Here is a 20,466-nt window from a genome sequence, read left to right as displayed (position 1 = left end):
GATCCGGCCACCAGCTCCCCGACGGGCGCCCGCGATCCACGCGGGCGCCCGTCAGTGTCGTATCAGAACCCTGTCAACGGCGACCTCCACGATGGCTGCAACCGAAAGAACTCGGCCAACAGGAGGAACCAATGACCGGAATCATGCCCTCCCCTACGGAGGAGCTCGCGGAATGGCCCATGGCGCGTTCCTGCCCCTACTCACCACCCGACGCCTACACCGGACTGCGCCAGGGACCACCCGTGAAGGTGCGCATCCGCACGGGCGAGGCCTGGCTCGTCACCCGCTACGAGGACCTGCGCCAGGTACTGACCGACGAACGCTTCAGCTCGGACGACACCCTGCCCGGCTTCCCCGTCCGCATCCAGCTCCCGCCCGCCCCGCGCGTGATGTCCTTCACCCGCATGGACGGCGCGGAGCACAACCGGCTGCGCCGCATGGTCATGCCGGAGTTCACCGCCCGCGCCAGCCGCAGGATGCGGCCCGAGGTCGAGTCCCTGGTGGAGCGGCTGCTCGACGAACTGGCCGCCGGGCCCCGCCCCGTCGACCTGGTCGCCCAGCTCTCCCTGCGCCTGCCCTCCCTGGTGATCGCCCGGATGCTCGGCGTCCCCGAGGCCGACGAGGTGGACTTCGCCGAGGTGAGCCAGGCGGTGCTCTCCCAGGACGCCTCGCCGGAGGAGATATACGCCGCGTTCGTGAGGCTGACGGAGTACCTCGACCGGCTCATCACCGCCAAGCTGGACGAGCCCGGCGACGACCTGCTGAGCAGGCTGGCCACCCAGTACATGGCGACCGGCGAGCTGAGCCGCGAGGACTTCGTGGCCATGGCCCGGCTGCTGCTGGTGGCCGGCCACGAGACCACGGCCCACCAGCTCAGCCTCGGCGTGGCGAGCCTGCTGCGCCACCCCGACCAACTGGCCGACCTGCGGCGCGACCCGGCGCTGTACGGCCAGGCCGTCGAGGAGCTGCTGCGCTACTGGTCCATCACCCAGGACAACCAGGTCCGGGTCACGGTCGCCGACGCCGAGGTGGGCGGCGCGCACATGGCCCCGGGCGACGGCGTCATCCTCGCCTACCCGAGCGCCAACCACGACGAGGCCGTCTTCGCGGACGGCGCCCGCTTCGACATCCACCGCGAGGACGCCTTCCGGCACGTCGCCTTCGGCTACGGCCGCCACCTGTGCCCGGGCGCCCCGCTGGCCCGGATGGAGCTGGAGGTCTGTCTGCGGGCCCTGTTCGACCGCTTCCCCGGGCTGCGCCTCGCGGACGTCCCCGAGCCGGTGGTGTTCCGCCAGAACACCATCAACTACGGACTCACCGCGCTGCATGTGACCTGGTGACAGCCCGCCCCACCCGGGCCCCCAGAAGGGCCGTGCCCCACCACGGCCCCACCGGCGAAAACCCCGCCGCTGCCGCTGCCGCTGCCGCCGGAAGCCCCGCCTTGCCGCTGTCGGAAGGCCCGGCCTGCCGCCGCCGGAGGGCCCGGCCGGTTGTTGTCGGAAGGCCCGCCGTGTCGCCGCCTCCGGGTCCCGGCCTGTTGCCGTGAGAAGCCCCGGCCCGATTGCTGCCTCCGGAAGTCCCGGCCCGTTCGCGGCCGGAAGCTGCGGCCCGTTGCTGGAAGCCCCGCCTTGCCGCTGTCGGAATCCGCGGCCTGTTGCCGCCTTTGGAAGCGCCGCCGTGTCGCCGCCTCCGGAAGTCCCGGCCCGTTGCCGTGGGAAGCCCCGGCCCGGTTGCTGTCGGAAGCCCAGGCGTGTCGCCGCTGGGAGCCCGGCCGTGTCGCCGCTTCCGGAAGTCCCGGCCGGTTGCCGTGGGAAGGCCCAGCCCGTTCGCGGGCGGAAGCTTCGGCCTGTTGCTGCTGGAAGCCCCGCCCTCTCGCCGCTTCCAGAAGCCCCGCCCCGTTGCCGTGGGAAGCTTCGGCCTGTCGCCGCTGGAAGCCCTGGCCTGTCGCCGCCTCCGGAAGCCCCGCCCTGTCGCCGCGGGAAGGTCCAGCCCGCCGCCTCCGGAAGCCCCGGCCCGTTGCCGGCCGAAGCCCCGGCCTGTCTCCGCCCGAAGTCCCGCCCTCCTCCGACCCAAGCCCCGGCCTCGCCGCCCGAAGCCCCAGCCCCTCGCCGCCCGTCGCCGTGTCAGCCGCGTGTCAGCCCCGTGACAGGGCACCCCGGCACAGTGGACATCACCGGGACGACGGGGCACACCAGCCCAATCTCCCCGGTGCCGACCGACGAAGGAGTACGCCCCCATGGCAGACACCGCGGCCCCGGGTCCCACCCGGGCACTCGTCCTGGTCAATCCCGCATCCGGCAGCTACTCGCCCGAACTGGTCGAGGAGGTAAGGCAGTTGTGTGCCTCCTGCCTCGACCGGGCCGAGGTCCACGCGACCACCGGGCCAGGGGACGCGACCGTCGCCGTACGCCGCGCCCTGGAGCGCACCGACGGCGCGCCCGACCTCATCGTGGCCATCGGCGGCGACGGCACGGTCCGCGAGGCCGTCCAGGGACTGGTGCCGGCCGACGGCGGAGCCAGCCTCGCGGTGGTGCCCGGCGGCACCGGCAACTCCGGCTACAAGATGCTGTGGGGTGAGCGGCCCTGGAGCGAGTCGCTCAAGGCGGTCCTCACCGACTACGGCATCGGCGGCAGCGCCCGGCTGCGCAGGCTCGACCTGGCCAGACTCGCCGAGACCCGCAACTACGTGTACCTGGGCGCCTGTTCCGGCGTCATCGCCGACGCGCTGCTCACCGCCAAGAAGCTGCCGCTGACCGGCCGCGAGCGCTACGCCCGCGCCTTCGCCGACACCGCCGACGGGTACGAGCCGTACCCCGGCCGGGTCACGGTCGACGGCCGGATCGTGCACGAGGGCCCCACCGTCCTCGCCAACGTCGGCGGCGGCCCCTACCGCGGCGGCCGCTTCCAGGTACTGCCCGACTCGCTGCTCGACGACGGACTGCTCGACGTCTGCGTCATCGGCGGCGGCGTCCCCGCGGCCGAGGTCCCCGAACTGACCCTGAACGCCGCCCATATGACCCATCCGGCGACCGTGTACGCGCGGGGCCGCCGGATCACCGTGGAACGCACCGACGGCCGCCGCCTCCCGCTGGAGCACGACGGTGAGTACCAACACGGCATCGGCGCCGCGGCCACCTTCGAGGTGCTCCCCGGAGCCCTCCCCGTGTGGGCGCCTGCCGTCCCCTGAACCAACCGTCCGAAGAACCGAAGAAGCACCACCACAAAGGAGATCGCCCGCATGAGCGACCTGACCACCACCGTCACCCGCTACCTCGACATCTGGAACGAGGCGGACGCCGACAAGCGCGCCGCGGCCATTGCCGAGCTGTTCACCGCCGACGCCCCGTACATCGACCCGATGGCCGCGGTCGAGGGCCGTGAGGGCTTCGCGGCCGTGGTGGCCGGCGCCCGTGACCAGTTCAAGGGCCTCTCCTTCGAGCTGCACGGCACCGTGGACGCCCACCACAACCAGGCCCGCTTCCAGTGGGGCCTGGTGACCGAGCCGGGCGCCGAGCCGATCGCCATCGGCTTCGACGTCCTCGTCGCCGACGAGGCCGGCAAGGTCAAGGCCGTCTACGGCTTCCTGGACAAGGTCCCGGCCGCGTAACACCGCCACACGCCGCGGGGGCACCGGGTCGATCCGGTGCTCCCGCGTTCGTGTCCCGGCCGTCGTCCGCACCTCGACGCACGCACGGAAGGTACCCGCCATGACCGCCGTCCTCGCGGAGAGCGTCGCCAGGGCGCTGTGCGCCGACTGGGCCGAGCAGACCCGCCCGGCGCCCCGGCCCGCCCGCCGGCCCGCGGGCCCCGACACCCCGCTGCGCGAACTGTCGCACTGGGCCGCCACGTTGCGCCCGCAGGCCGTGCCCTGCCGGGTGCTCAAGCTCGCCGCGAGCCAGGTGCTGTCGCAGATCGCCTCCATCCGGGCCGGACTCCAGCACCCGCTGGGCCGCAAGCTGGTGGCCGCCTTCGGGCACCCCATGCAGCGCGACCCCCGCCAGGCCGCCGGGGTCTTCGCCGCGCTCGGCTCCTGGCTCAACCTGGACGACACCGCGTACGCGGGCCACCTGTCGAACTCCACGGTCGCCGTGCCGCTCGCCTTCGCCTACGCCCGCCGCCTGGACGGCCTCTCCCTGCTGACCTCGGTGGTCGTGGCCAACGAGTGCGCGGCCCGCATCACCGCCTCCGCGACGCTCGGCCCCCTGCGCGGCCAGAGCGCCGTGCACACCCACCTGGCCGGCGCGGTCGCCGGCCGCCTGCACTGCGACCGGGCCTCCGCGAGCCTGTACGAGAACGCCTTCGGGCTGGCCTTCGCCATGCCCAACTGGCCCCTGATGCGCGCCTTCCTGGCCAGCGACGCCCGGCTGTTCAACACCTTCACGCCGGTGCGCACCGCGATGGACGCCTGCGACGCGGCGTACGCCGGGCTGCGCGGCGCGCCCGACATCATGGAGCACAGCGACGGCTTCCTCGCCCGCTTCGCGACCGTGCCGCTGCCGCAGGCGGTGGCCAAGGGGCTCGGCCGGCGCTGGCACACCGACACGCTGTCCTTCAAGATGCATCCCGGCGGCCCCGGCATCGACGCGGCCGTGGACTGCGCGGCGGAGATCCACCGCGAACTGGGCCCGCTGCGCCCGCGGGACGTGGCCGAAGTCGTCGTGGAGGCCTCCCTGTACACCCTGTTCGCGGGGGAGCGGGCCGCGCGCTACGTCACCGGGCCGGGGTCCCCGCTGGGCGCGCTGGTCCTTGACGTGCCGTACCCGGTGGCGACCACCCTGCTCACCGGCGAGTTCTCGGTGGACGACTTCTCCTCGCCGCGCGTGGACGACCTCGACCGCTGGGCGCTGGCCAAGCGGATCCGGCTGGAGCACGACACCGAGATGACCCGCGAACTCTTCCTGTCGGACGCCCCGTTCGGGGAGGCGGTACGGGAGGCGGGGGAGCTGGCGGTGCCGTGGCTGCGCGGCTTCGGCGGCGACGAACTCGTGGACCTCGTGGGCGCCGTCCGCGCCGACAACCGCGACTTCTCCCGCTCCACCAAGGCCACCGGCGCCCGCGTCACCGTCCGCCTGACCGACGGCCGTACGGTCTCCCGCACCCGCCTGATCCCGGTGGGCGCGGCGGGCCCGGAGACCCGCGCCTCCCACACCGAGCTGGTCCGCGACAAGTTCCTCTCCGTGGGCGGCTCCCCGGAGGTCGCCGACACGGTGGACCGCCTGCACCGGATGCGGCCGAGCGCGGTACGGCGGTGGATAGAGACGGCGTTCCTGGACTGACGGGCCGGGCCCGGGCAGGCGCCTGCTACTCCGAGACCCCGCGGACCGCCGGCCGCCGCAGCGTCGCCACGAACTTGTACCGCGACCCCCGGTACACCGACCGCACCCACTCCACCGGCGCCCCCTCGGCGTCCCGCGCGTGCCGTGAGAGCAACAGCATCGGCAGCCCCACGTCCGTCGCCAGCAGCGCGGCCTCGCGCGGCGTCGACAGCGACGTCTCGATCGTCTCGTCGGCCGACGTCAACAGCACCCCGTACACCTCGGACAGCGCGGTGTACAGCGACGGGCAGGACGCCAGCACCCCCCGCAGCCCGGGAAAGCGCCGGGAGGACAGATGCGTCGTCTCGATCGCCATCGGCTCTCCGCTGGCCAGCCGCAGCCGCTCGATGCGCAGCACCGGTTCCCCGCCGGCGATGCCCAGCAGCCCCGCCAGCCGCTCGTCCGCCGGCACCTCCCCGACGTCGAGGACCTGCGACGCGGGCGACAGTCCCTGCGCCCGCATGTCCTCGGTGTGCGAGGTGAGTTGCAGCGTCCGGTACAGCTTCGGCTGGGCCACGAACGTGCCCTTGCCCTGGATCCGGTCCAGCCGCCCCTCCCCGACCAGCTCCTGCAACGCCTGGCGCACGGTGGTCCGGGACGTGTCGAACCGCTCGGCGAGCACCCGTTCCGCGGGCACCGCCGCACCGGGCTGCAGCGCCTCGGTCATGGCGAGCAGCCGCTGCTTGATCCGGTAGTACTTCGGCACGCGCGCGGCGCCGTTGACGTCGGTGGTCATGCCTGCCTTCCCGGCTGGGTCGATGGGCTCCCGTTATAGCGACCAAGTGCCCTATGGTCTAGTCCAACCGAACGGACCGGGCGAAAGGGGCGGACGGGGCCGCGAACGCCGGTCCGGAAGCGGATGAAAGTGCTCCGGTGACTTTCTCGTAACGGCCTCCGTCCGCCGCCCGGAGCACCCTTGACACCCCGAAAGGTCTAGGCCAAGCTCCACCCTACTGGTCTACACCATTAGTGGCCAGGTCCCGAGCCCTACGTGCAACAGCGTCGTACGCAGGTCACCGCCGAGGGCGTGGGGGGTTAGTGGCATCCCTGAGGAGGGTGGCGTGAAGCGCAAGCTCGCTTCCGCGATCGTGATCGCGGGCATGATGGTCTCCGTTGCGGCGTGTGGCGGAAACGACGGCAAGGACAGCAAGGACGCGGGTCCGGACAGCTGGAAGGGCCAGACCCTGACCGTGTGGACCATGGACGGCTCCGCGCCGCCGCAGTGGTCCAAGGACGTCCAGGCCGCCTTCGAGAAGAAGACCGGCGCCAAGCTGAAGTTCGAGATCCAGAAGTGGGACGGGATCCAGCAGAAGATCACCACCGCACTCTCGGAGGACAACCCGCCGGACGTCCTGGAGGTCGGCAACACCCAGACCCCCGCCTACGCGTCCACCGGCGGCCTCGCGGACCTCGGCGACCTCAAGCAGTCCATCGGCACCGACTGGACCGCCTCGGTCTCCGCGTCCTCCGTCTACGAGGGCAAGCAGTACGCGGCCCCCTGGTACTTCGCCAACCGCGTCGTCATCTACAACAAGAAGATCTGGGCGAAGGCCGGCATCACCTCCACGCCGAAGACCCGTGACGAGTTCCTCAAGGACCTCGACACCATCGGCAAGAAGACCGACGCCGAGCCGATCTACCTGCCGGGCCAGAACTGGTACTTCCTCGACGGCCTGATCGTCGGCCAGGGCGGCGACCTGGTGAAGAAGCAGGGCGACAAGTACGTCTCCAACCTCGCCGACCCCAAGGTCACGGCGGCCATGGAGATCTACAAGAAGTACGCCTCCTACTCCAAGGCCCCCAAGGACAAGGACGAGGCCACCCCGCAGCAGGCCACCGTCTTCGCCAAGGGCAAGACCGGCGCCTTCATCGGCATGGGCTGGGAGGCGGCCACCGCCATCCAGGCCAACAAGTCCATCGAGAAGGACCTCGGCTACTTCACCATCCCGGGCACCGACGCCACCAAGCCCGAGGGCGTCTTCCTCGGCGGCTCCAACCTCGCCGTCGCCCAGAACAGCAAGAAGCAGTCCCTGGCCAAGGAGTTCCTGAAGATCGCCCTGTCCGACCAGTACGAGGGCGAACTGGCCAAGCTCAGCGGCGTCATCCCGAACAAGGAGTCCCTGGAGAGCAACCTCAAGGGCAACGCCGCCGCCGAGGCCGCGGCTCCGGGCGCCGCGGTCGGCGGCACCACCCCGCTGATCCCCGAGTGGGCCGCGGTGGAGAACACGCCGAACCCGATCAAGTCGTACATGACCGCCGTGCTGAACGGCAAGGCCCCGGCCGCCGCCGCCAAGGACGTCGAGAGCCAGATCAACCAGCGTCTGGCCCAGCAGAACTAGCACAGCGCCGGGGGTGTCGTCACGACACCCCCGGCTCACCTGCGCCGCCCGCGTCCCCTGGCGCCCGCGGCGCGCACGGATTTCGTACGGCCACGGAAGAGACGACGACTCATGTCAGTGCAGACCGAAGGCACGGACACGGCCGGGGGGCCCGCTGTCCGCAAGGGCCGGGCGCCGGCGCCGCCGCGCGGTGCGGACCGGGCCTCCCGGTCCCCGGCCGGCCGCCTTGCCGCCGCCCCCTATCTCCTCCTGCTGCCCGCGCTGGTGGCCACCCTGGTCCTGCTGGGCTGGCCGCTGGTCAAGAACGGCATGCTGTCGTTCCAGAACCTCAACCCGCGGCAGCTCATCCAGCACCTCACCGAGTGGAACGGCTTCCACAACTACCAGCAGGTCCTGACCGGTTCGGACTTCTGGAAGGTCGTCGAGCGCTCGGTCCTCTTCACCGCCGCCAACGTCGTCCTGATCATGCTGATCGGCACCCTGATCGGACTGCTGCTCGCCCGCCTCGGCAAGAAGATGCGCCTCACCCTGCTGGTGGGCCTCGTGCTCGCCTGGGCCATGCCCGTCATCGCCGCCACCACCGTCTACCAGTGGCTGTTCGCGCAGCGCTTCGGCGTCGTCAACTGGGTCCTGGACAAGCTCGGTTGGCACTCGATGGCCGACTACAACTGGATGGGCGGCCAGTTCTCCACCTTCTCCGTGATCGTCCTGCTCATCGTGTGGCAGTCGATCCCGTTCGTCGCGATCAACCTCTACGCCGCGACGACCACCATCCCCAAGGAGCTGTACGAGGCCGCCGCCCTGGACGGCGCCGGCGCCTGGCAGAGCTTCACCTCCGTGACCCTGCCCTTCCTGCGGCCCTTCCTCTACTCCACGACGTTCCTCGAAGTCATCTGGGTCTTCAAGGCGTTCCCGCAGGTCTTCGCCATGAACGAGGGCGGCCCAGACCGCCTCACCGAGACCCTGCCGATCTACGCCTACGTCGAGGGCGTCGGCAACCAGCACTTCGGGGTCGGCGCGGCGATCTCCTTCCTGACCATCCTGGTCCTGCTCGTCATCACCTCGTACTACCTGCGCATGGTGCTCAAGCAAGAGGAGGACGAGCTGTGAAGCGCTCGCTCTTCGGCCGTATCTGGCCCAACGCGACCGCCGTCGTCCTCTTCGTCGGCTTCGTGTTCCCCGTGTACTGGATGTTCGCCACGGCCTTCAAGCCGACCGGCGACATCATCACCGAGAACCCGGTGTGGTTCCCGACGCACTTCACCTTCGGCCACTTCGACAAGGCGGTCCACGCCGACCACTTCTGGACCCTGGTCGTCAACTCCGTGACGGTCACGCTCTGTTCGGTGCTGCTGTCGCTCGTCATCGCCCTGTTCGCCGCCTTCGCGCTGGCGCGGATGCGGTTCAAGGGGCGGCGCGGGTTCATCGTCACCTTCATGCTGGCGCAGATGGCCCCCTGGGAGGTCATGATCATCGCCATCTACATGATCGTGCGCGACAACGACATGCTGAACAGCCTGGTCCCGCTCACCGTCTTCTACGCGATGATGGTGCTGCCCCTCACCGTCCTGACGCTGCGCGGCTACATCGCCGCCGTGCCGAAGGAGCTGGAGGAGTCGGCGATGGTCGACGGCTGCACCCGTCTCCAGGCCTTCCGCAAGGTGATCTTCCCGCTGCTCGCGCCCGGCCTCATGGCCACCTCGCTGTTCGGGTTCATCACCGCCTGGAACGAGTTCCCGCTGGTCCTGATCCTCAACAAGGACATCGAGAAGCAGACCCTGCCGCTGTGGCTGTCCCAGTTCCAGACCGCCTTCGGCGACGACTGGGGCGCCACCATGGCCGCCTCGTCCCTGTTCGCGCTGCCCATCCTGATCCTCTTCATCTTCCTGCAACGCAAGGCTGTCAGCGGTCTGACCGACGGCGCCGTGAAGGGATGACGCCCGATGACCACACTCGCCACCGGCCCTGACACCCTCACCCGCGACGCCCTCGCGGTGCTGCAACCGGGGTTCGACGGCACCACCGCCCCCGACTGGGTGCGCCGCCGCCTCGGGGAGGGCCTCGCCTCCGTCGCCCTGTTCGGCCGCAACGTCGTCACCGAGGCCCAAGTGACGTCGCTGACCGCCCAGTTGCGGTCCGAGCGGGACGACCTCCTGATCGCCATCGACGAGGAGAGCGGCGACGTCACCCGCCTCGACGTACGCACCGGCTCCTCCTTCCCCGGCAACCTCGCCCTCGGCGCCGTCGACGACCCCGCCCTCACCCGCGCCGTCTCCCGCGAGCTGGGCCGCCGCCTGGCCGCCTGCGGTGTCAACTTCGACTGGGCGCCCTCCGCCGACGTCAACGCCAACCCCGACAACCCCGTCATCGGTGTCCGCTCCTTCGGTGCCGACACCGACCTCGTCGCCCGGCACACCGCCGCCTGGGTCGAGGGCCTCCAGTCCACCGGCGTCGCCGCCTGCGCCAAGCACTTCCCGGGCCACGGCGACACCAACATCGACTCCCACCACGCCGTACCCCGCATCGACGTCGACATCGAGACCCTCTTCGCGCGCGAACTCCCCCCGTTCCGCGCCGCGATCGCCGCCGGCACCCGGGCCGTCATGAGCGCGCACATCCTCGTCCCGGCCCTGGACCCCGACCGCCCCGGCACCCTCTCCCGCCGCGTCCTCACCGACCTGCTGCGCGGCGAACTCGGCTACCAGGGACTGATCGTCACCGACGGCATGGAGATGCGCGCCATCACCGGCACGTACGGCCTGGAACACGGCGTGGTCCTCGCCATCGCGGCCGGCGCCGACGCCATCTGCGTGGGCGGCGGACTGTGCGACGAGGACACCGTGCTCGGCCTGCGCGACGCGCTCGTGGCCGCCGTACGCTCCGGCGAACTGCCCGAGGAACGGCTCGCCGACGCGGCCGCCCGGGTACGGCGGCTGGCCCGCTGGACGGCCGGCGCGCGCGACGGCGCGGCCCGCACCGAGCCGGACCCGGAGATCGGCCTCACCGCGGCCCGCCGGGCACTGAGGATCACCCGCGCCGGCGCCCCCGCGCCCCTCGACTCACCCGTCCACGTCGCCCGGTTCAGCCCCGAGGCCAACATCGCCGTCGGGGACGAGACCCCCTGGGGGGTCGCCGCCGAGCTGAGCCGGCTGGTGCCCGGCAGCACCGACGGCACCTTCACCGGCACGGACGCGGGCACCCACGCCCTCGCCGCCGCCGGTGACCGCCGCATCGTCGCCGTGGTCCGCGACGAACACCGCCACGCCTGGATGCGCTCCGCCCTCGACACCCTCCTCGCCGCCCGCCCCGACACCGTTGTCGTCGAAATGGGCCTCCCCCAGGCACCCCCGAGGGGAATCCTGCACATCGCCACGTACGGCGCCGCCCGAGTGTGCGGCATAGCAGCGGCGGAGGCGGTTGTGGCGGGGTGAGGGGGAGCAGGGGGAGTGGGGGAGCAGGGGGAGTGGGGTAGTGAGGGAGTGAGGGAGTAGGTGGTACGACGGGCGGGCGGGGGCGGCCCTTGCTGATGCGGTGCGGGTCGGGGCCGGCCGTCGCCAGGTGGGGTCGGTCCTGCGCCGACAGGGATGTGCCCTGCGCTCGTCGGTCGGGTGCGGGGCGGTTCGGGGTCGGCCTGCGCCTGGTAGGGCCGGGCCTGCGTCGGCCGGTACGGCCTACGCACGCGGTCGTCCGGTGAGGTCGGGCCTGCGTCGGCCGGTACGGCCTGCGCACGCGGTCGCCTGGTGGGGACGGACTGCGTCGGCCGGGACGCGCCCTGCGCACGTCGGCCGAGCCGGGCGCCGCGCACGCCGACCGGGCCGGTCCTCGGCCGTTTCGATGCCCCCGCGCACCCTCCGTCAGGGACACGCCCCGTCTCTCCCGTCCGTCAGGGACACGCCCCGTCTCTCCCGTCCGTCAGGGACACGCCCCGTCACTCCCGTCCGTCAGGGACACGCCCCGTCTCTCCCGTCCGTCAGGGACACGCCCCGTCACTCCCGTCCATCGGGGACGGGGCCTGTTCAGACCCCACCGACCGGCTGACCCCCGTCCGTCCAGGGCGGGCCGGGTTCAGCCGATGCGGCCCGGACGCCGCTCAGGCCCTGGTCATTCGGGCCGGACCCCCCTCCGGGCCAGGGCGGGCCCGGCCCCACCCGGCAGGGCCGGGCCCGCCCACCCCGGCCCCCTCCGCCCTTCCCCTCACCCCCTGGAATATCGCTGGTCGCCGAAGCCCCAGGTGGGTATGGTCCGGCTCCTGCGCCTCCGCGCCCTGCCGCCTCGAACACTTCCGCTACTAGCCCGAGGCCACGGCCTGGTCGCGAGCCGCGCTTCCGGAGCCGCTCCAGACCCGCGCAAGCGATGAGGAACATGACACCCCGAGCATCCTGGATCACGAAGACGACGGACGGGCGTGAACGGCGGCGTCCAGCGCTTTCGACTGGGCGTTGACGAGATCGCCGGGGATGCGCGCGGGCTTTCGGACGGTTTCGGTGGGACGTCGCCAGGTGTCTTCGCCCCCGGCGGAACGGTTCGCCGTCCGTCGGCGTCGTCCCTCTCCAGGGCGCGGTGGTTGTGCCCCGGAGAGGGGAGACCGGGTGCATAGCGGAGACTTCGCCAAGTGGACACGGCGGTTCGAGGACGAGCGCGAGCGCAGGCAAGCGCAGGGCGACCCGGACTGGACGCGAGGCGCGACGCTGCATCCGGCGGTGTGGGCCGGCATCCAGCGCTTCCAGATCGGCGAGGACGGCGACGGCGCCAACCTCGTCGGCAAAGCCGATGAGGCCGGCGACGACGACTACGCGCGGGCAGTCCGGCTCTTCGTCGCCGAGGAGCAGAACCACGCCCGCCTGCTCGCCCGGCTGTTGGCCGCGGGCGGCGTACCGACGCTGACCGGCCACTGGAGCGACGCGGTCTTCGTCCGGCTGCGGCGGCTCATGGGCCTGCGCCTGGAACTGCTCGTGCTGATGATCGCCGAAGTGGTGGCCCTGCGCTATTACCGGGCCCTGCGCGACGGCACCGACGACGCGCTCACGTCGGACGTGGCGGGACGGATCCTGTCCGACGAGCAGCGCCACGTCCCCTTCCACTGCGAGAGACTGCACGCTTCGCTGGCCGAACTGCCCCGCGTGATGCGCCGCCCGGTGATGACCTTGTGGCAGCTTCTCCTGCTCGCCGTGACCCTCGTCGTCGCGGTCGACCACGGTCCGGCACTGCGCCGACTCCACGTCGGCCGCCTGCGCTTCGTGGCCGACGTCGTCACCTCGTCCCGCACGATCGTCTCCGCGGTGCTGTCACCGCTGCCGGACGCGTGGAGGAACACCGCTGTCGGCAGCTTCGGTGAGGGCTCGCTGCCTTAGGTTGCCGCCGAACAACTGCATCGTGGTGGCGGCCAGGACGTGGTCCCTGCCGATGGTCCGCCCGTCCCCCCTGTGGGTGGTCGGGGCCTGGAGGAAATCCTTGAGGAGCGGGGCTGGGGCCGGTTCGCCCGGCATCACCAGGGTGGCCGTACCGAAACGTTTGACCCCGCCCTCGCGGACGACCATGGCCGCGTCCCGGGCGAGGTCCGTCAGGAACACACTCGCGATTCCGTCCAGGTCGCGGACCATCGCCGGCACGGCCGTCGCCCCCCGGCTCCACAGCAGCTTCTTGACCCCGGCCTCGAACCTGTGGGCGCCGACCACGGCACTCGGTCTGCGCGACTGGCTGCGCTGACGAGAAGGCACGATGACACCGTCGGCGTCGTACACGACACCGGTCAGGCCCCGAAACGTCGGGCTGTGGTCGTACCACTTGGTCCCCACCTCCAGCTCGACGTTCCGGTCGATCGCCGAGAGAAGGTCCCCGGGAATCAGCTTCTTCCGGGCCTCCTCCGCCGCGGCCCTCCTCGCGCCGTCGATGATCTCCGTCAGCACGGTCCGCGTCACCGACGCGGCGGCCCACGCGGCCGGCCGAGAGACGTGCATCGGCGTCACGTCCCTGAACACCGCTTTGACGAGAGAAGGTGTGAACGGCGAGACATCCATGACCGGGCGTACGGACTGTGCGGTCATCGGCAGAAACGCTCCCTGCTGTCGGAGTTGTCAGAGGTCCACACTTCACCACGCGGACTCGCACTCGGCCGCCTTGCCGTCCGCCGGGCGCTCGCCCTCCCACACTGCCAAGTCGTAGGTCATGCGCGGAGCCTGCCATGCGGCACTGACAGGCCGGGCTCGGCTTGGCCGACTGCTCGGCGGGTCTTACAGTGCGTGCATGTCAAACCGCTTGAAGCGCACCCTGATGTCCGCCATCAGAGGTGTCGCAGTGGTCCTCGGACTTATCGCGTTGTGGATGATCCGGGGCGCTTCGCCGACGAGGCTCGTGCCGTGGGCGGTCGGCTTTGCGGTGGTATTCGCTCTGATCACCTGGTACACGTGGTGGTTCTACGGAGACTCCTCAAAGGCGCTCGCGCTGCGGGCGAAGGCGGAAGCGAAGAAGACCCGGCCCGGTGATTCCGAGTACCTGGTCGCCGCAGAGGCGCGGACGGATCCAGAGCTCCCCTGGTTTCTCCGCTCGCTCTTGCCTCACATGAAGCTCAAGGGCTGGCTTTTGCCGCTGGTGTTCGCGTTGCTCGCCCTGGGATTCTGGGCCCTCAGCAAGCAGGACCCGAAGCCGATGACGCACGCTTTCGAGGCGTTCTGCTTCGCCGTGGTCAGCGTGTTCTTCGTGCTCGCCAAGCGCTGGGTGGAGTGGCGGGTACGCCACAACTCGGTTGGAAAATAAGGAAAGTTACACCACGCCGGGTTCCCAGATGAGCGGTCACGCTCGACTGCATATCCGATCACGTGGCGTGCAGAGACGCAGCGGCCGCAAGGCGAGGGCCGCTGCGGGTGGGCGACCGGGGGCGCTCGCGGCGATCATCTGGGTAGTCGCTTCGGGGTGCCCTTGCCGGCAGCTCCCCCTGGTGTTCGGGCCGGCCTGGTCCACGCTTGAACGGCCCTTTCCCCGGTGGGGCGGGACCGGGTCTGGGCCAGGCTGCACCGCGTCGCCCTGGACCAACCCGATCCGGCCGGTCGGCGTTCCGGTGCCGTCATCGACGCGTCGACATCACAACTGTCCGCTCGGAGCTGGGAATCAGCCTCGGTAGGAGACTCCCGACCGTCCGAAATCGGCGACGGACGGCGCGCCCATCAAGGCCATGACTTCCTCGAACTCGTCGATAAGCAGTCGTAGGACGCCCGCGACCCCCTTGGCACCGGAATGCGCCAGCCCCCACAGAGCCGGACGTCCGATCAGGACCGCGTCCGCGCCCATGCACAGGGCCTTGGCCACGTCTGCGCCGTGCCGGATCCCCCCGTCAAGGATGACCTTGCAGCCTCCTCCCGCAGCGTCCACCACCTCGGTGAGGCACTCCGGAGCGCTTTTGGCGAAATCGAGCTGTCGGCCGCCGTGATTGGAGACGACCAGCCCCGAAACGCCGTTCTTGACTGCCAGCTCCGCGTCCTCGCCGGTCAGCACACCCTTCAGCACCACCGGCAGAGACGTCACTCCACGCAGCCAGGCAAGGTCCTCCCAGGTGATCGAGGCGTCGAACTGCTCCCTCGAGTGCCGTGCGACAGCCGATTGCCCGTTCAGGCTCCGGTGGGAAGCGGCCATGACCTCCGGAGAGATGTTGACCGCTCGCACATCAGGCGGTACCACGAACTCGTTGTGGGCGTCGCGCGGGCGGAACGCGACTCTCGGCGCGTCGACGGTCAGCACCAGCGCCCGATAGCCGGCGGACTCGGCCCGGCGGATCAGATCCGTCATCGCCCCGCGGTCCTTGAGCCAGTAGAGCTGGAGCCACAAGGGGCCGCTGGCCGCGGCGGCGATGTCCTCAAGAGTCCGACTGGCGAACATACTCACCGTGAACAGCACGCCCGCGGCGCCCGCGGCGCGCGCCGTTGCCACCTCCCCCTCAGGGTGGGCGAGCCGATGGTAGGCCATCGGAGCGATACCCAATGGGGCCGCCAACTTGGCACCCAGTAGGGCGGTTGAGGAGTCGCAGCGAGAGACGTCGACGAGGCAGCGCGGCCGCAGCTGAATCCGGTCCAAGGCTTCCCGGCCCGCCGTCAGCATCGACTCGGTGCCGCTTCCGCCTGCGAGGAAGTCCCAGACCGGTTTCGGCAGCCGCTCCTTGGCCGCAGCCTCGTAAGCGTCCAGATTCGGCACCTCGTATTCTCCATTCTTTGTCCGGTGAGCGGGGCGCACGCCATCAGTTTTTGGAACCCTCGCACCCCGTCCACCTGGCTCGATGCCGATGTGTCAGCCGGATTCGCGCACGCCGTCAGCCACGGTTGGGGCGAAGTCCGGCTGGAGTACTAGCCGGCTGTGCCGGTTGTCTGCGCGGTGATGAAGTCGGCCAACCTCGCAACGCCCTCGGTGATCTCTTGCGGGCTCTGTGAGCTGCACGACAAACGCAACTGACGAGTGCCGCCGCCATCCAGATGGAAGTCGCACATCGGGGTCCACAGCACACCGAAGCACCGCGCGGAGAGCTCGAGAGCCCGGTGGTCGGCGACGAAAGGGACGTCGACGACGACGAAGAAGCCGCCGTCGGGACGGTTCCAGCGGACTCCGACCTCAGCCCGGCGCGCCGCGGGGAAGTGCCGCTCCAACTCGTCGAGCAGCGTGTCCATGTTGGCGCGGTAGTGGGCGATGGCGTGAGAGTTCGCGGTGCGAAGCCGGCAGTCGCTTTCGACCAGCAGCCCGCCGATGACGGCCTGACTGATGGCCGAGGTGTTCACCGTGGTCATGCTCTTGATCTTCGACAGTTCGTCCGTGAGCATCGTGCGCCTGCCGGATGGGCCTACGACCTCCTGGTCGGCGATGATGTAGCCCACACGGGCTCCAGGAAGCGCGGTCTTGGCGAAGGAGCCCAGGAGTATCACACGGCGGCTGTGGTCGAGGGCCTTCAGTGTCGGGCGGGCGGATCCGGTTCGGACGAAGAACCCGTAGGGGGCGTCCTCCAGGACAAGAAAGTCTTCGTCAGCGGCCAAGTCGAGCAGACGCCTCCGCGCCGCCGGACTCATGCTCGCTCCCGAGGGGTTGCCGAAATCCGGGACCACGTAGAAGGCCCGGGGGTTTTCGCCTGCCTGCCTGCTGGCGTGGACAGCCGCGAGCACGGCTTCCGGATCGGGTCCGGCGGGGCCTTCAGGCACGGGGCGCACTCGGATGCCCATGAGCTGGGCCGCACCGGTAATACCCACATAGCAAGGTGAACTGACCAGCAGAGTGTCTTCGGGCCTGGCGAAGAGCGCCCTCAGGGTGAGGAGCAACGCCTCCTGGCAACCCGTCGTCACCACGATCGCTTCCGGCGGGACCTGGATTCCCTCGTCGTTGGCGACCGTCCTGGCAATCAGTTCCCGGATGATGCCGCTGGTTCGGCCGTACTGGAACAACTGGGTCCGCACCTGATCACGTGACCAGCCGAGTTCCTTTTCGAGGTACGTGGTGTAGGTCTGTAGATGGCGTGCGAGGTCCTCGGGTTCGAAGTCGCCCTCGGTCGGCCGGCCTGGAGCGAAGGAAATCGCGTCCGGGAAACGGCCGACGACCTCATTGAGGAAGGTCATCGCGTCGAGGATCGGGGCACTGAGCGAGCCGTGCAGGTCGGCGAGCAACAGGGCCTGATCTGGTGGCGCTCCAACGTGAGTCATCCCTCACACCCTTCCCGGTGCGGTCGCATAAGTCCGGCTCGTGTCGGCTCCGTCCGTGCTGCACGCGGTGATCGAAGCCCTTCCCTGCACACCCTGGAGCAGGACCGACGCGAGCCGATCCTTTGAGGCACTGCCTTGCTCCGGCTTCCGGGCGGTGCCCAGTGCGCGCAATGTCTCGACCATCAGCGCCACGTCGTGGGAGAACTCCGCAAGGACGTCGGCGACGGCTACGGCATTCGTGCACAGAATGTCGGTCCACAGTTCAACGCGGCCTCCGGCGAGGCGGGTCACGTCACGGAGTCCCTGTCCTGAGATCCCGAGCTGGGACTGCTCGCCATGCAGCAGACGCGCCGCGAGCAGGCTCGACACCAGATGCGGGGTGTGGGAGACCAGCGCGACCGCCTGGTCGTGCTCCGCTTGGGTCATCATGACCGGCCTGGCCCCGCACAGCTCAGCCAGCTTCCGCGCGCGTTCGACCGTCTGCGCCCGGGTCTGCGGGGCCGGAGTGAGCACCCAGGGACGACCGTGGAACAGGTCAGCGCTGGCGGCCAGCGGACCCGACTGCTCCCGGCCACCCATGGGATGCCCTCCGACGAAGCGGGTCAGGTCACAGCCGGTCCGGGCCGCCTCCTGCTGGACCTGCTCCTTGACGCTGGCCGCATCCGTGAAGTCGTGTGCCAGCGCCCGTTGCTGGTGTTCTCTGAGGGCCGCTGCAACGTACTGCGGTGGTACCGCGATGACCGCCAGGTCGACCGGTTCACGCGGACTGCCCGCGATGCCGGCCCCGAGTTCGGAGGCCGTGCGCGCCGACTCCGGGTCGGTGTCGATCAGGTAGGTGGTCACGCCCCGGCCACGCAGGGCCAGGGCGATCGAGGTGCCGATCAATCCGGTACCGACCACCGCGGCACTACGCATCAGTGGTCGCTCCACAGCAGCGGGAGGTACTCGGGGTCGCTGTAGTCGGGAGTGCCCTCGGCCGTGCGGCGCACCAGCACGTCGTGGTTGTAGCTGACCTGGGTGCCGTCCGAGCGGAAGAACTCGCGGTAGTGGTTCTCGCCGTCCTGCAGGTGGAAGGAGATCGCGCGGCGCGGACGGTCGCTGACGTTGGCACCGCTGCCGTGGTAGGTGCGGCAGTGGTGGAAGTTGACGTGCCCCTTGGGGATCATGATCGGGATCTTGGTGACCTCCACGCCGTTGAACGCCGCGTTCTCCTCCAGCATCTGGTCCAGCTCGGAGCGGTCGCGCTCCGCGAAATGCAGGGAGGTGGCGTCGTTGTCGGCGGTCTCCTTCCACCGGTGGCTGCCGTCGACCATGGTGATGGTGCCCATCTCCTCGCCGCAGTCGTGGAAGGGGATGAACGCGGTCAGCATCCGCTCGGAGGTGGAGGTGGACCAGTAGTGGCGGTCGAAGTGCCAGGGCACGATGTTCGACTGCTCCTGCGCCGCCGGGGGCTTGTAGATGAGCGTCGACTGGAACACCCGGATCTGCTCGGCCTGGGCGAGGCGCGCGGCGACCGCGCCCAGCAGCGGCTTGCTCAGGATCCGGCCTATGGTGTCGTCCTCGTAGTGGATGTAGTCGTTGTGCCGCTGGATGTCACCCTTCTCCGGCTCCCAGTAGGCCAGCTTGGGCGGGCGGACCGGCAGGGTGCGGTCGCGGTGGCCGGCGTAGAAGCGCTCGCTGGCGGCCTCCAGCTGCTCGATCTCCTCGTCGGTGAACAGCTTCTTTGACAGGTACCAGCCGTGCTCCGCGTAGAAAGCGACGTCCTCGTCGGTCGGCAGCAGCGCGCGCTCCTCGTCGGTGAGGGCGAAGGTCTGGATGGCCTCGGTGGTCATGCTCTTCCTTACAGGTCGGTAGCTCGGTGGATGGACGGCGCCCTGAGCCGGGTCAGGAGACGACCTTCTCGCGGGCGACCGCCTCGTAGAGCGCCTTGATGTTGCCGCTGCCGAAGGTGCGGGCGCCGTGCCGGTCGATGACCTCCCAGAAGTACGTCTTCCGCACGTGCTGGGACTGGGTGAAGATCTGGAACACCTGGCCCCAGTGGTCCTCGTCGATCAGGACGTTGGTCCGGCGCAGGTCCTCGATCGCGAGCTCGGAGCGCTCGAAGCGCTCCTGCAACTGGTCGTAGTAGGAGCCCGGCGTCTGCAGGAAGGTGACGCCCCGCTGCTCCAGGACCTGCACGGTGCCCACGATGTCGTCGCAGAGCAGCGCCATGTGCTGGACGCCGGCGCCGCCGTGGCGGGCGAGGAAGGTGTCGATCTGGCCGGGCTTGCGGTCGGTGACCGGCTCGATCAGGGTGAAGGTCACCTTGCCGGACGGGCTCTGGACGACCTTGGAGTCCATCGCCTGGGAACCGACCTCGATGAACTCCTCGAAGATCTGTGAGAAGCCGAAGACGTGCTCGTAGAACGCGACCGTGGGGCGCAGTTGGCCCGCGGGCAGGCAGATCGCCGCGTGGTCCACGGTGCTGAGCAGCTCCTCGCCCGCCTCGGGGTCCGCGGCGATGATGTCCATCACTCCGGGCAGGAACTGATCGCGGTCGCCGGTGCGCTGGACGAACCGGTGGGCCACGTCACCGAAGCCCAGGACCGCGGCGGTGACCACCTCGGTGCCGTCCTTGCTGTGGACGGTGGGCTGTTCGACGGCGACGGCGCCCCGCTCGACTGCCAGCTCGAAGGCACGGGTGGCGTCGTCGACCTCGAACGCGATGTTGGCGACGCCGTCACCGTGCTGCATCACGTAGGACGCGGCCGGGTGGGTGGGGTTGAGGGCGGAGGTGAGGACGATCTCGATGCCGCCCTGGCGCAGCAGCAGCGAGCGGTGGTCGGCCTGTCCGGTCTCGGGGCCGGCTTGGCCGCAGATACGGAAGCCGAAAGCGGTGCAGAGGTAGAACGCGGACTGCCGGGCATCTCCGACGTAGAACTCGATGTGATCTACGGCCCCGATATTCATGTGAAACCCTTCTGCTTCTATCGTCGACAGGAGGAGGTCGAGATGTCGATATGTTTTCGGGAAGGGACTGCCTGGCGAATCAGGAGATTCGCGTGCGACGTCGCACTAAGGGCTGTCCCGTAAATGATCTTTGATGTGCCGGGTGACCTGGTGGTTTCTGCGTCACCCGGCAAGGACGAGGTTGTGCAGGCGGGAGAT

General features: G+C 70.1%; 17 protein-coding genes. 10 read left to right on the top strand and 7 right to left on the bottom strand.

Annotated features, from left to right (window positions below; all coding sequences use genetic code 11):
* Window positions 1–131: 131 nt before the first annotated feature.
* The 4 genes from AB0927_RS14960 to AB0927_RS14945 all read left to right on the top strand — a co-directional run bounded on the left by AB0927_RS14960 (window position 132) and on the right by AB0927_RS14945 (window position 5,276).
* Complete coding sequence (locus AB0927_RS14960; protein WP_366667987.1) at window positions 132–1,340, top strand: cytochrome P450; 1,209 nt, start codon at window positions 132–134, stop codon at window positions 1,338–1,340.
* Between the two features lie 896 nt (window positions 1,341–2,236).
* Window positions 2,237–3,187: a diacylglycerol kinase family protein gene (locus AB0927_RS14955; RefSeq protein ID WP_366667986.1), complete on the top strand. Its 951-nt coding sequence runs from the start codon at window positions 2,237–2,239 to the stop codon at window positions 3,185–3,187.
* A gap of 51 nt (window positions 3,188–3,238) precedes the next feature.
* A complete protein-coding gene (locus tag AB0927_RS14950) occupies window positions 3,239–3,607 on the top strand; it encodes a nuclear transport factor 2 family protein (RefSeq protein ID WP_366667985.1) in 369 nt (122 codons plus the stop codon).
* A 100-nt stretch (window positions 3,608–3,707) separates the two neighbouring features.
* Window positions 3,708–5,276 carry an MmgE/PrpD family protein gene (locus AB0927_RS14945; protein WP_366667984.1) on the top strand — a complete coding sequence of 523 codons (1,569 nt, stop codon included), beginning with the start codon at window positions 3,708–3,710 and terminating at the stop codon, window positions 5,274–5,276.
* Window positions 5,277–5,301: 25 nt separating this feature from the next.
* On the opposite strand, the gene AB0927_RS14940 is transcribed toward AB0927_RS14945, so the two are convergent.
* Window positions 5,302–6,051, bottom strand: a complete 750-nt coding sequence (locus tag AB0927_RS14940; protein WP_366667983.1) for a GntR family transcriptional regulator — start codon at window positions 6,049–6,051, stop codon at window positions 5,302–5,304.
* 325 nt (window positions 6,052–6,376) lie between these two features.
* Here AB0927_RS14940 and AB0927_RS14935 point away from each other — a divergent pair, with 325 nt between their 5' ends.
* The 5 genes from AB0927_RS14935 to AB0927_RS14915 all read left to right on the top strand — a co-directional run bounded on the left by AB0927_RS14935 (window position 6,377) and on the right by AB0927_RS14915 (window position 13,005).
* Window positions 6,377–7,654 carry an extracellular solute-binding protein gene (locus AB0927_RS14935; protein WP_366667982.1) on the top strand — a complete coding sequence of 426 codons (1,278 nt, stop codon included), beginning with the start codon at window positions 6,377–6,379 and terminating at the stop codon, window positions 7,652–7,654.
* Between the two features lie 111 nt (window positions 7,655–7,765).
* On the top strand, window positions 7,766–8,764 hold the full coding sequence (locus AB0927_RS14930; protein WP_366667981.1) for a sugar ABC transporter permease: 999 nt from the start codon (window positions 7,766–7,768) through the stop codon (window positions 8,762–8,764).
* A complete protein-coding gene (locus AB0927_RS14925; RefSeq protein WP_366667980.1) occupies window positions 8,761–9,591 on the top strand; it encodes a carbohydrate ABC transporter permease in 831 nt (276 codons plus the stop codon). The genes AB0927_RS14930 and AB0927_RS14925 overlap by 4 nt, the downstream gene beginning before the upstream one ends.
* 6 nt (window positions 9,592–9,597) lie before the next feature.
* Entirely contained in the window at window positions 9,598–11,085 is a 1,488-nt protein-coding gene (locus AB0927_RS14920) for a glycoside hydrolase family 3 N-terminal domain-containing protein (RefSeq protein WP_366667979.1), read from the top strand.
* Between the two features lie 1,158 nt (window positions 11,086–12,243).
* Window positions 12,244–13,005, top strand: a complete 762-nt coding sequence (locus tag AB0927_RS14915) for a ferritin-like domain-containing protein (RefSeq protein WP_366667978.1) — start codon at window positions 12,244–12,246, stop codon at window positions 13,003–13,005.
* On the opposite strand, the gene AB0927_RS14910 is transcribed toward AB0927_RS14915, so the two are convergent.
* Window positions 12,940–13,698, bottom strand: a complete 759-nt coding sequence (locus AB0927_RS14910; RefSeq protein ID WP_366667977.1) for a hypothetical protein — start codon at window positions 13,696–13,698, stop codon at window positions 12,940–12,942. The two genes, AB0927_RS14915 and AB0927_RS14910, sit on opposite strands and share 66 nt — an antisense overlap.
* A 199-nt stretch (window positions 13,699–13,897) precedes the next feature.
* Between AB0927_RS14910 and AB0927_RS14905 the strand changes: the two genes are divergently transcribed.
* Complete coding sequence (locus AB0927_RS14905; RefSeq protein ID WP_366667976.1) at window positions 13,898–14,407, top strand: hypothetical protein; 510 nt, start codon at window positions 13,898–13,900, stop codon at window positions 14,405–14,407.
* Between the two features lie 351 nt (window positions 14,408–14,758).
* Here the strand turns inward: AB0927_RS14905 and AB0927_RS14900 are convergent, their stop codons facing one another.
* From AB0927_RS14900 to hppD, 5 genes are all read right to left on the bottom strand, one after another.
* On the bottom strand, window positions 14,759–15,835 hold the full coding sequence (locus AB0927_RS14900) for an alpha-hydroxy acid oxidase (protein ID WP_366667975.1): 1,077 nt from the start codon (window positions 15,833–15,835) through the stop codon (window positions 14,759–14,761).
* A gap of 149 nt (window positions 15,836–15,984) precedes the next feature.
* Window positions 15,985–17,283, bottom strand: a complete 1,299-nt coding sequence (locus AB0927_RS14895) for a PLP-dependent aminotransferase family protein (protein ID WP_366667974.1) — start codon at window positions 17,281–17,283, stop codon at window positions 15,985–15,987.
* A gap of 39 nt (window positions 17,284–17,322) precedes the next feature.
* Window positions 17,323–18,234: a prephenate dehydrogenase gene (locus tag AB0927_RS14890; protein ID WP_366667973.1), complete on the bottom strand. Its 912-nt coding sequence runs from the start codon at window positions 18,232–18,234 to the stop codon at window positions 17,323–17,325.
* The gene (locus AB0927_RS14885) at window positions 18,234–19,151 is read right to left on the bottom strand and encodes a phytanoyl-CoA dioxygenase family protein (RefSeq protein WP_366667972.1); all 918 of its coding nucleotides are present in this window, start codon (window positions 19,149–19,151) and stop codon (window positions 18,234–18,236) included. Before AB0927_RS14885 ends, AB0927_RS14890 begins: the two co-directional genes overlap by 1 nt.
* A gap of 52 nt (window positions 19,152–19,203) precedes the next feature.
* Complete coding sequence (gene hppD, locus AB0927_RS14880) at window positions 19,204–20,268, bottom strand: 4-hydroxyphenylpyruvate dioxygenase (RefSeq protein WP_366667971.1); 1,065 nt, start codon at window positions 20,266–20,268, stop codon at window positions 19,204–19,206.
* Window positions 20,269–20,466: the final 198 nt, after the last annotated feature.

Source organism: Streptomyces sp. NPDC048106 (assembly GCF_040706415.1).
GTDB lineage: Bacteria > Actinomycetota > Actinomycetes > Streptomycetales > Streptomycetaceae > Streptomyces.
Note: the sequence above shows the minus strand (reverse complement) of the source record. Positions and strands in the feature narration are given on the sequence as shown.

Coding starts and splice junctions, on each gene's coding strand:
- AB0927_RS14885 (WP_366667972.1), bottom strand. CDS start 19,151: ATGACCACCGAGGCCATCCAGACCTTCGCCCTCACCGACGAGGAGCGC.
- hppD (WP_366667971.1), bottom strand. CDS start 20,268: ATGAATATCGGGGCCGTAGATCACATCGAGTTCTACGTCGGAGATGCC.
- AB0927_RS14945 (WP_366667984.1), top strand. CDS start 3,708: ATGACCGCCGTCCTCGCGGAGAGCGTCGCCAGGGCGCTGTGCGCCGAC.
- AB0927_RS14930 (WP_366667981.1), top strand. CDS start 7,766: ATGTCAGTGCAGACCGAAGGCACGGACACGGCCGGGGGGCCCGCTGTC.
- AB0927_RS14955 (WP_366667986.1), top strand. CDS start 2,237: ATGGCAGACACCGCGGCCCCGGGTCCCACCCGGGCACTCGTCCTGGTC.
- AB0927_RS14920 (WP_366667979.1), top strand. CDS start 9,598: ATGACCACACTCGCCACCGGCCCTGACACCCTCACCCGCGACGCCCTC.
- AB0927_RS14905 (WP_366667976.1), top strand. CDS start 13,898: ATGTCAAACCGCTTGAAGCGCACCCTGATGTCCGCCATCAGAGGTGTC.
- AB0927_RS14940 (WP_366667983.1), bottom strand. CDS start 6,051: ATGACCACCGACGTCAACGGCGCCGCGCGCGTGCCGAAGTACTACCGG.
- AB0927_RS14950 (WP_366667985.1), top strand. CDS start 3,239: ATGAGCGACCTGACCACCACCGTCACCCGCTACCTCGACATCTGGAAC.
- AB0927_RS14910 (WP_366667977.1), bottom strand. CDS start 13,698: ATGACCGCACAGTCCGTACGCCCGGTCATGGATGTCTCGCCGTTCACA.
- AB0927_RS14890 (WP_366667973.1), bottom strand. CDS start 18,234: ATGCGTAGTGCCGCGGTGGTCGGTACCGGATTGATCGGCACCTCGATC.
- AB0927_RS14960 (WP_366667987.1), top strand. CDS start 132: ATGACCGGAATCATGCCCTCCCCTACGGAGGAGCTCGCGGAATGGCCC.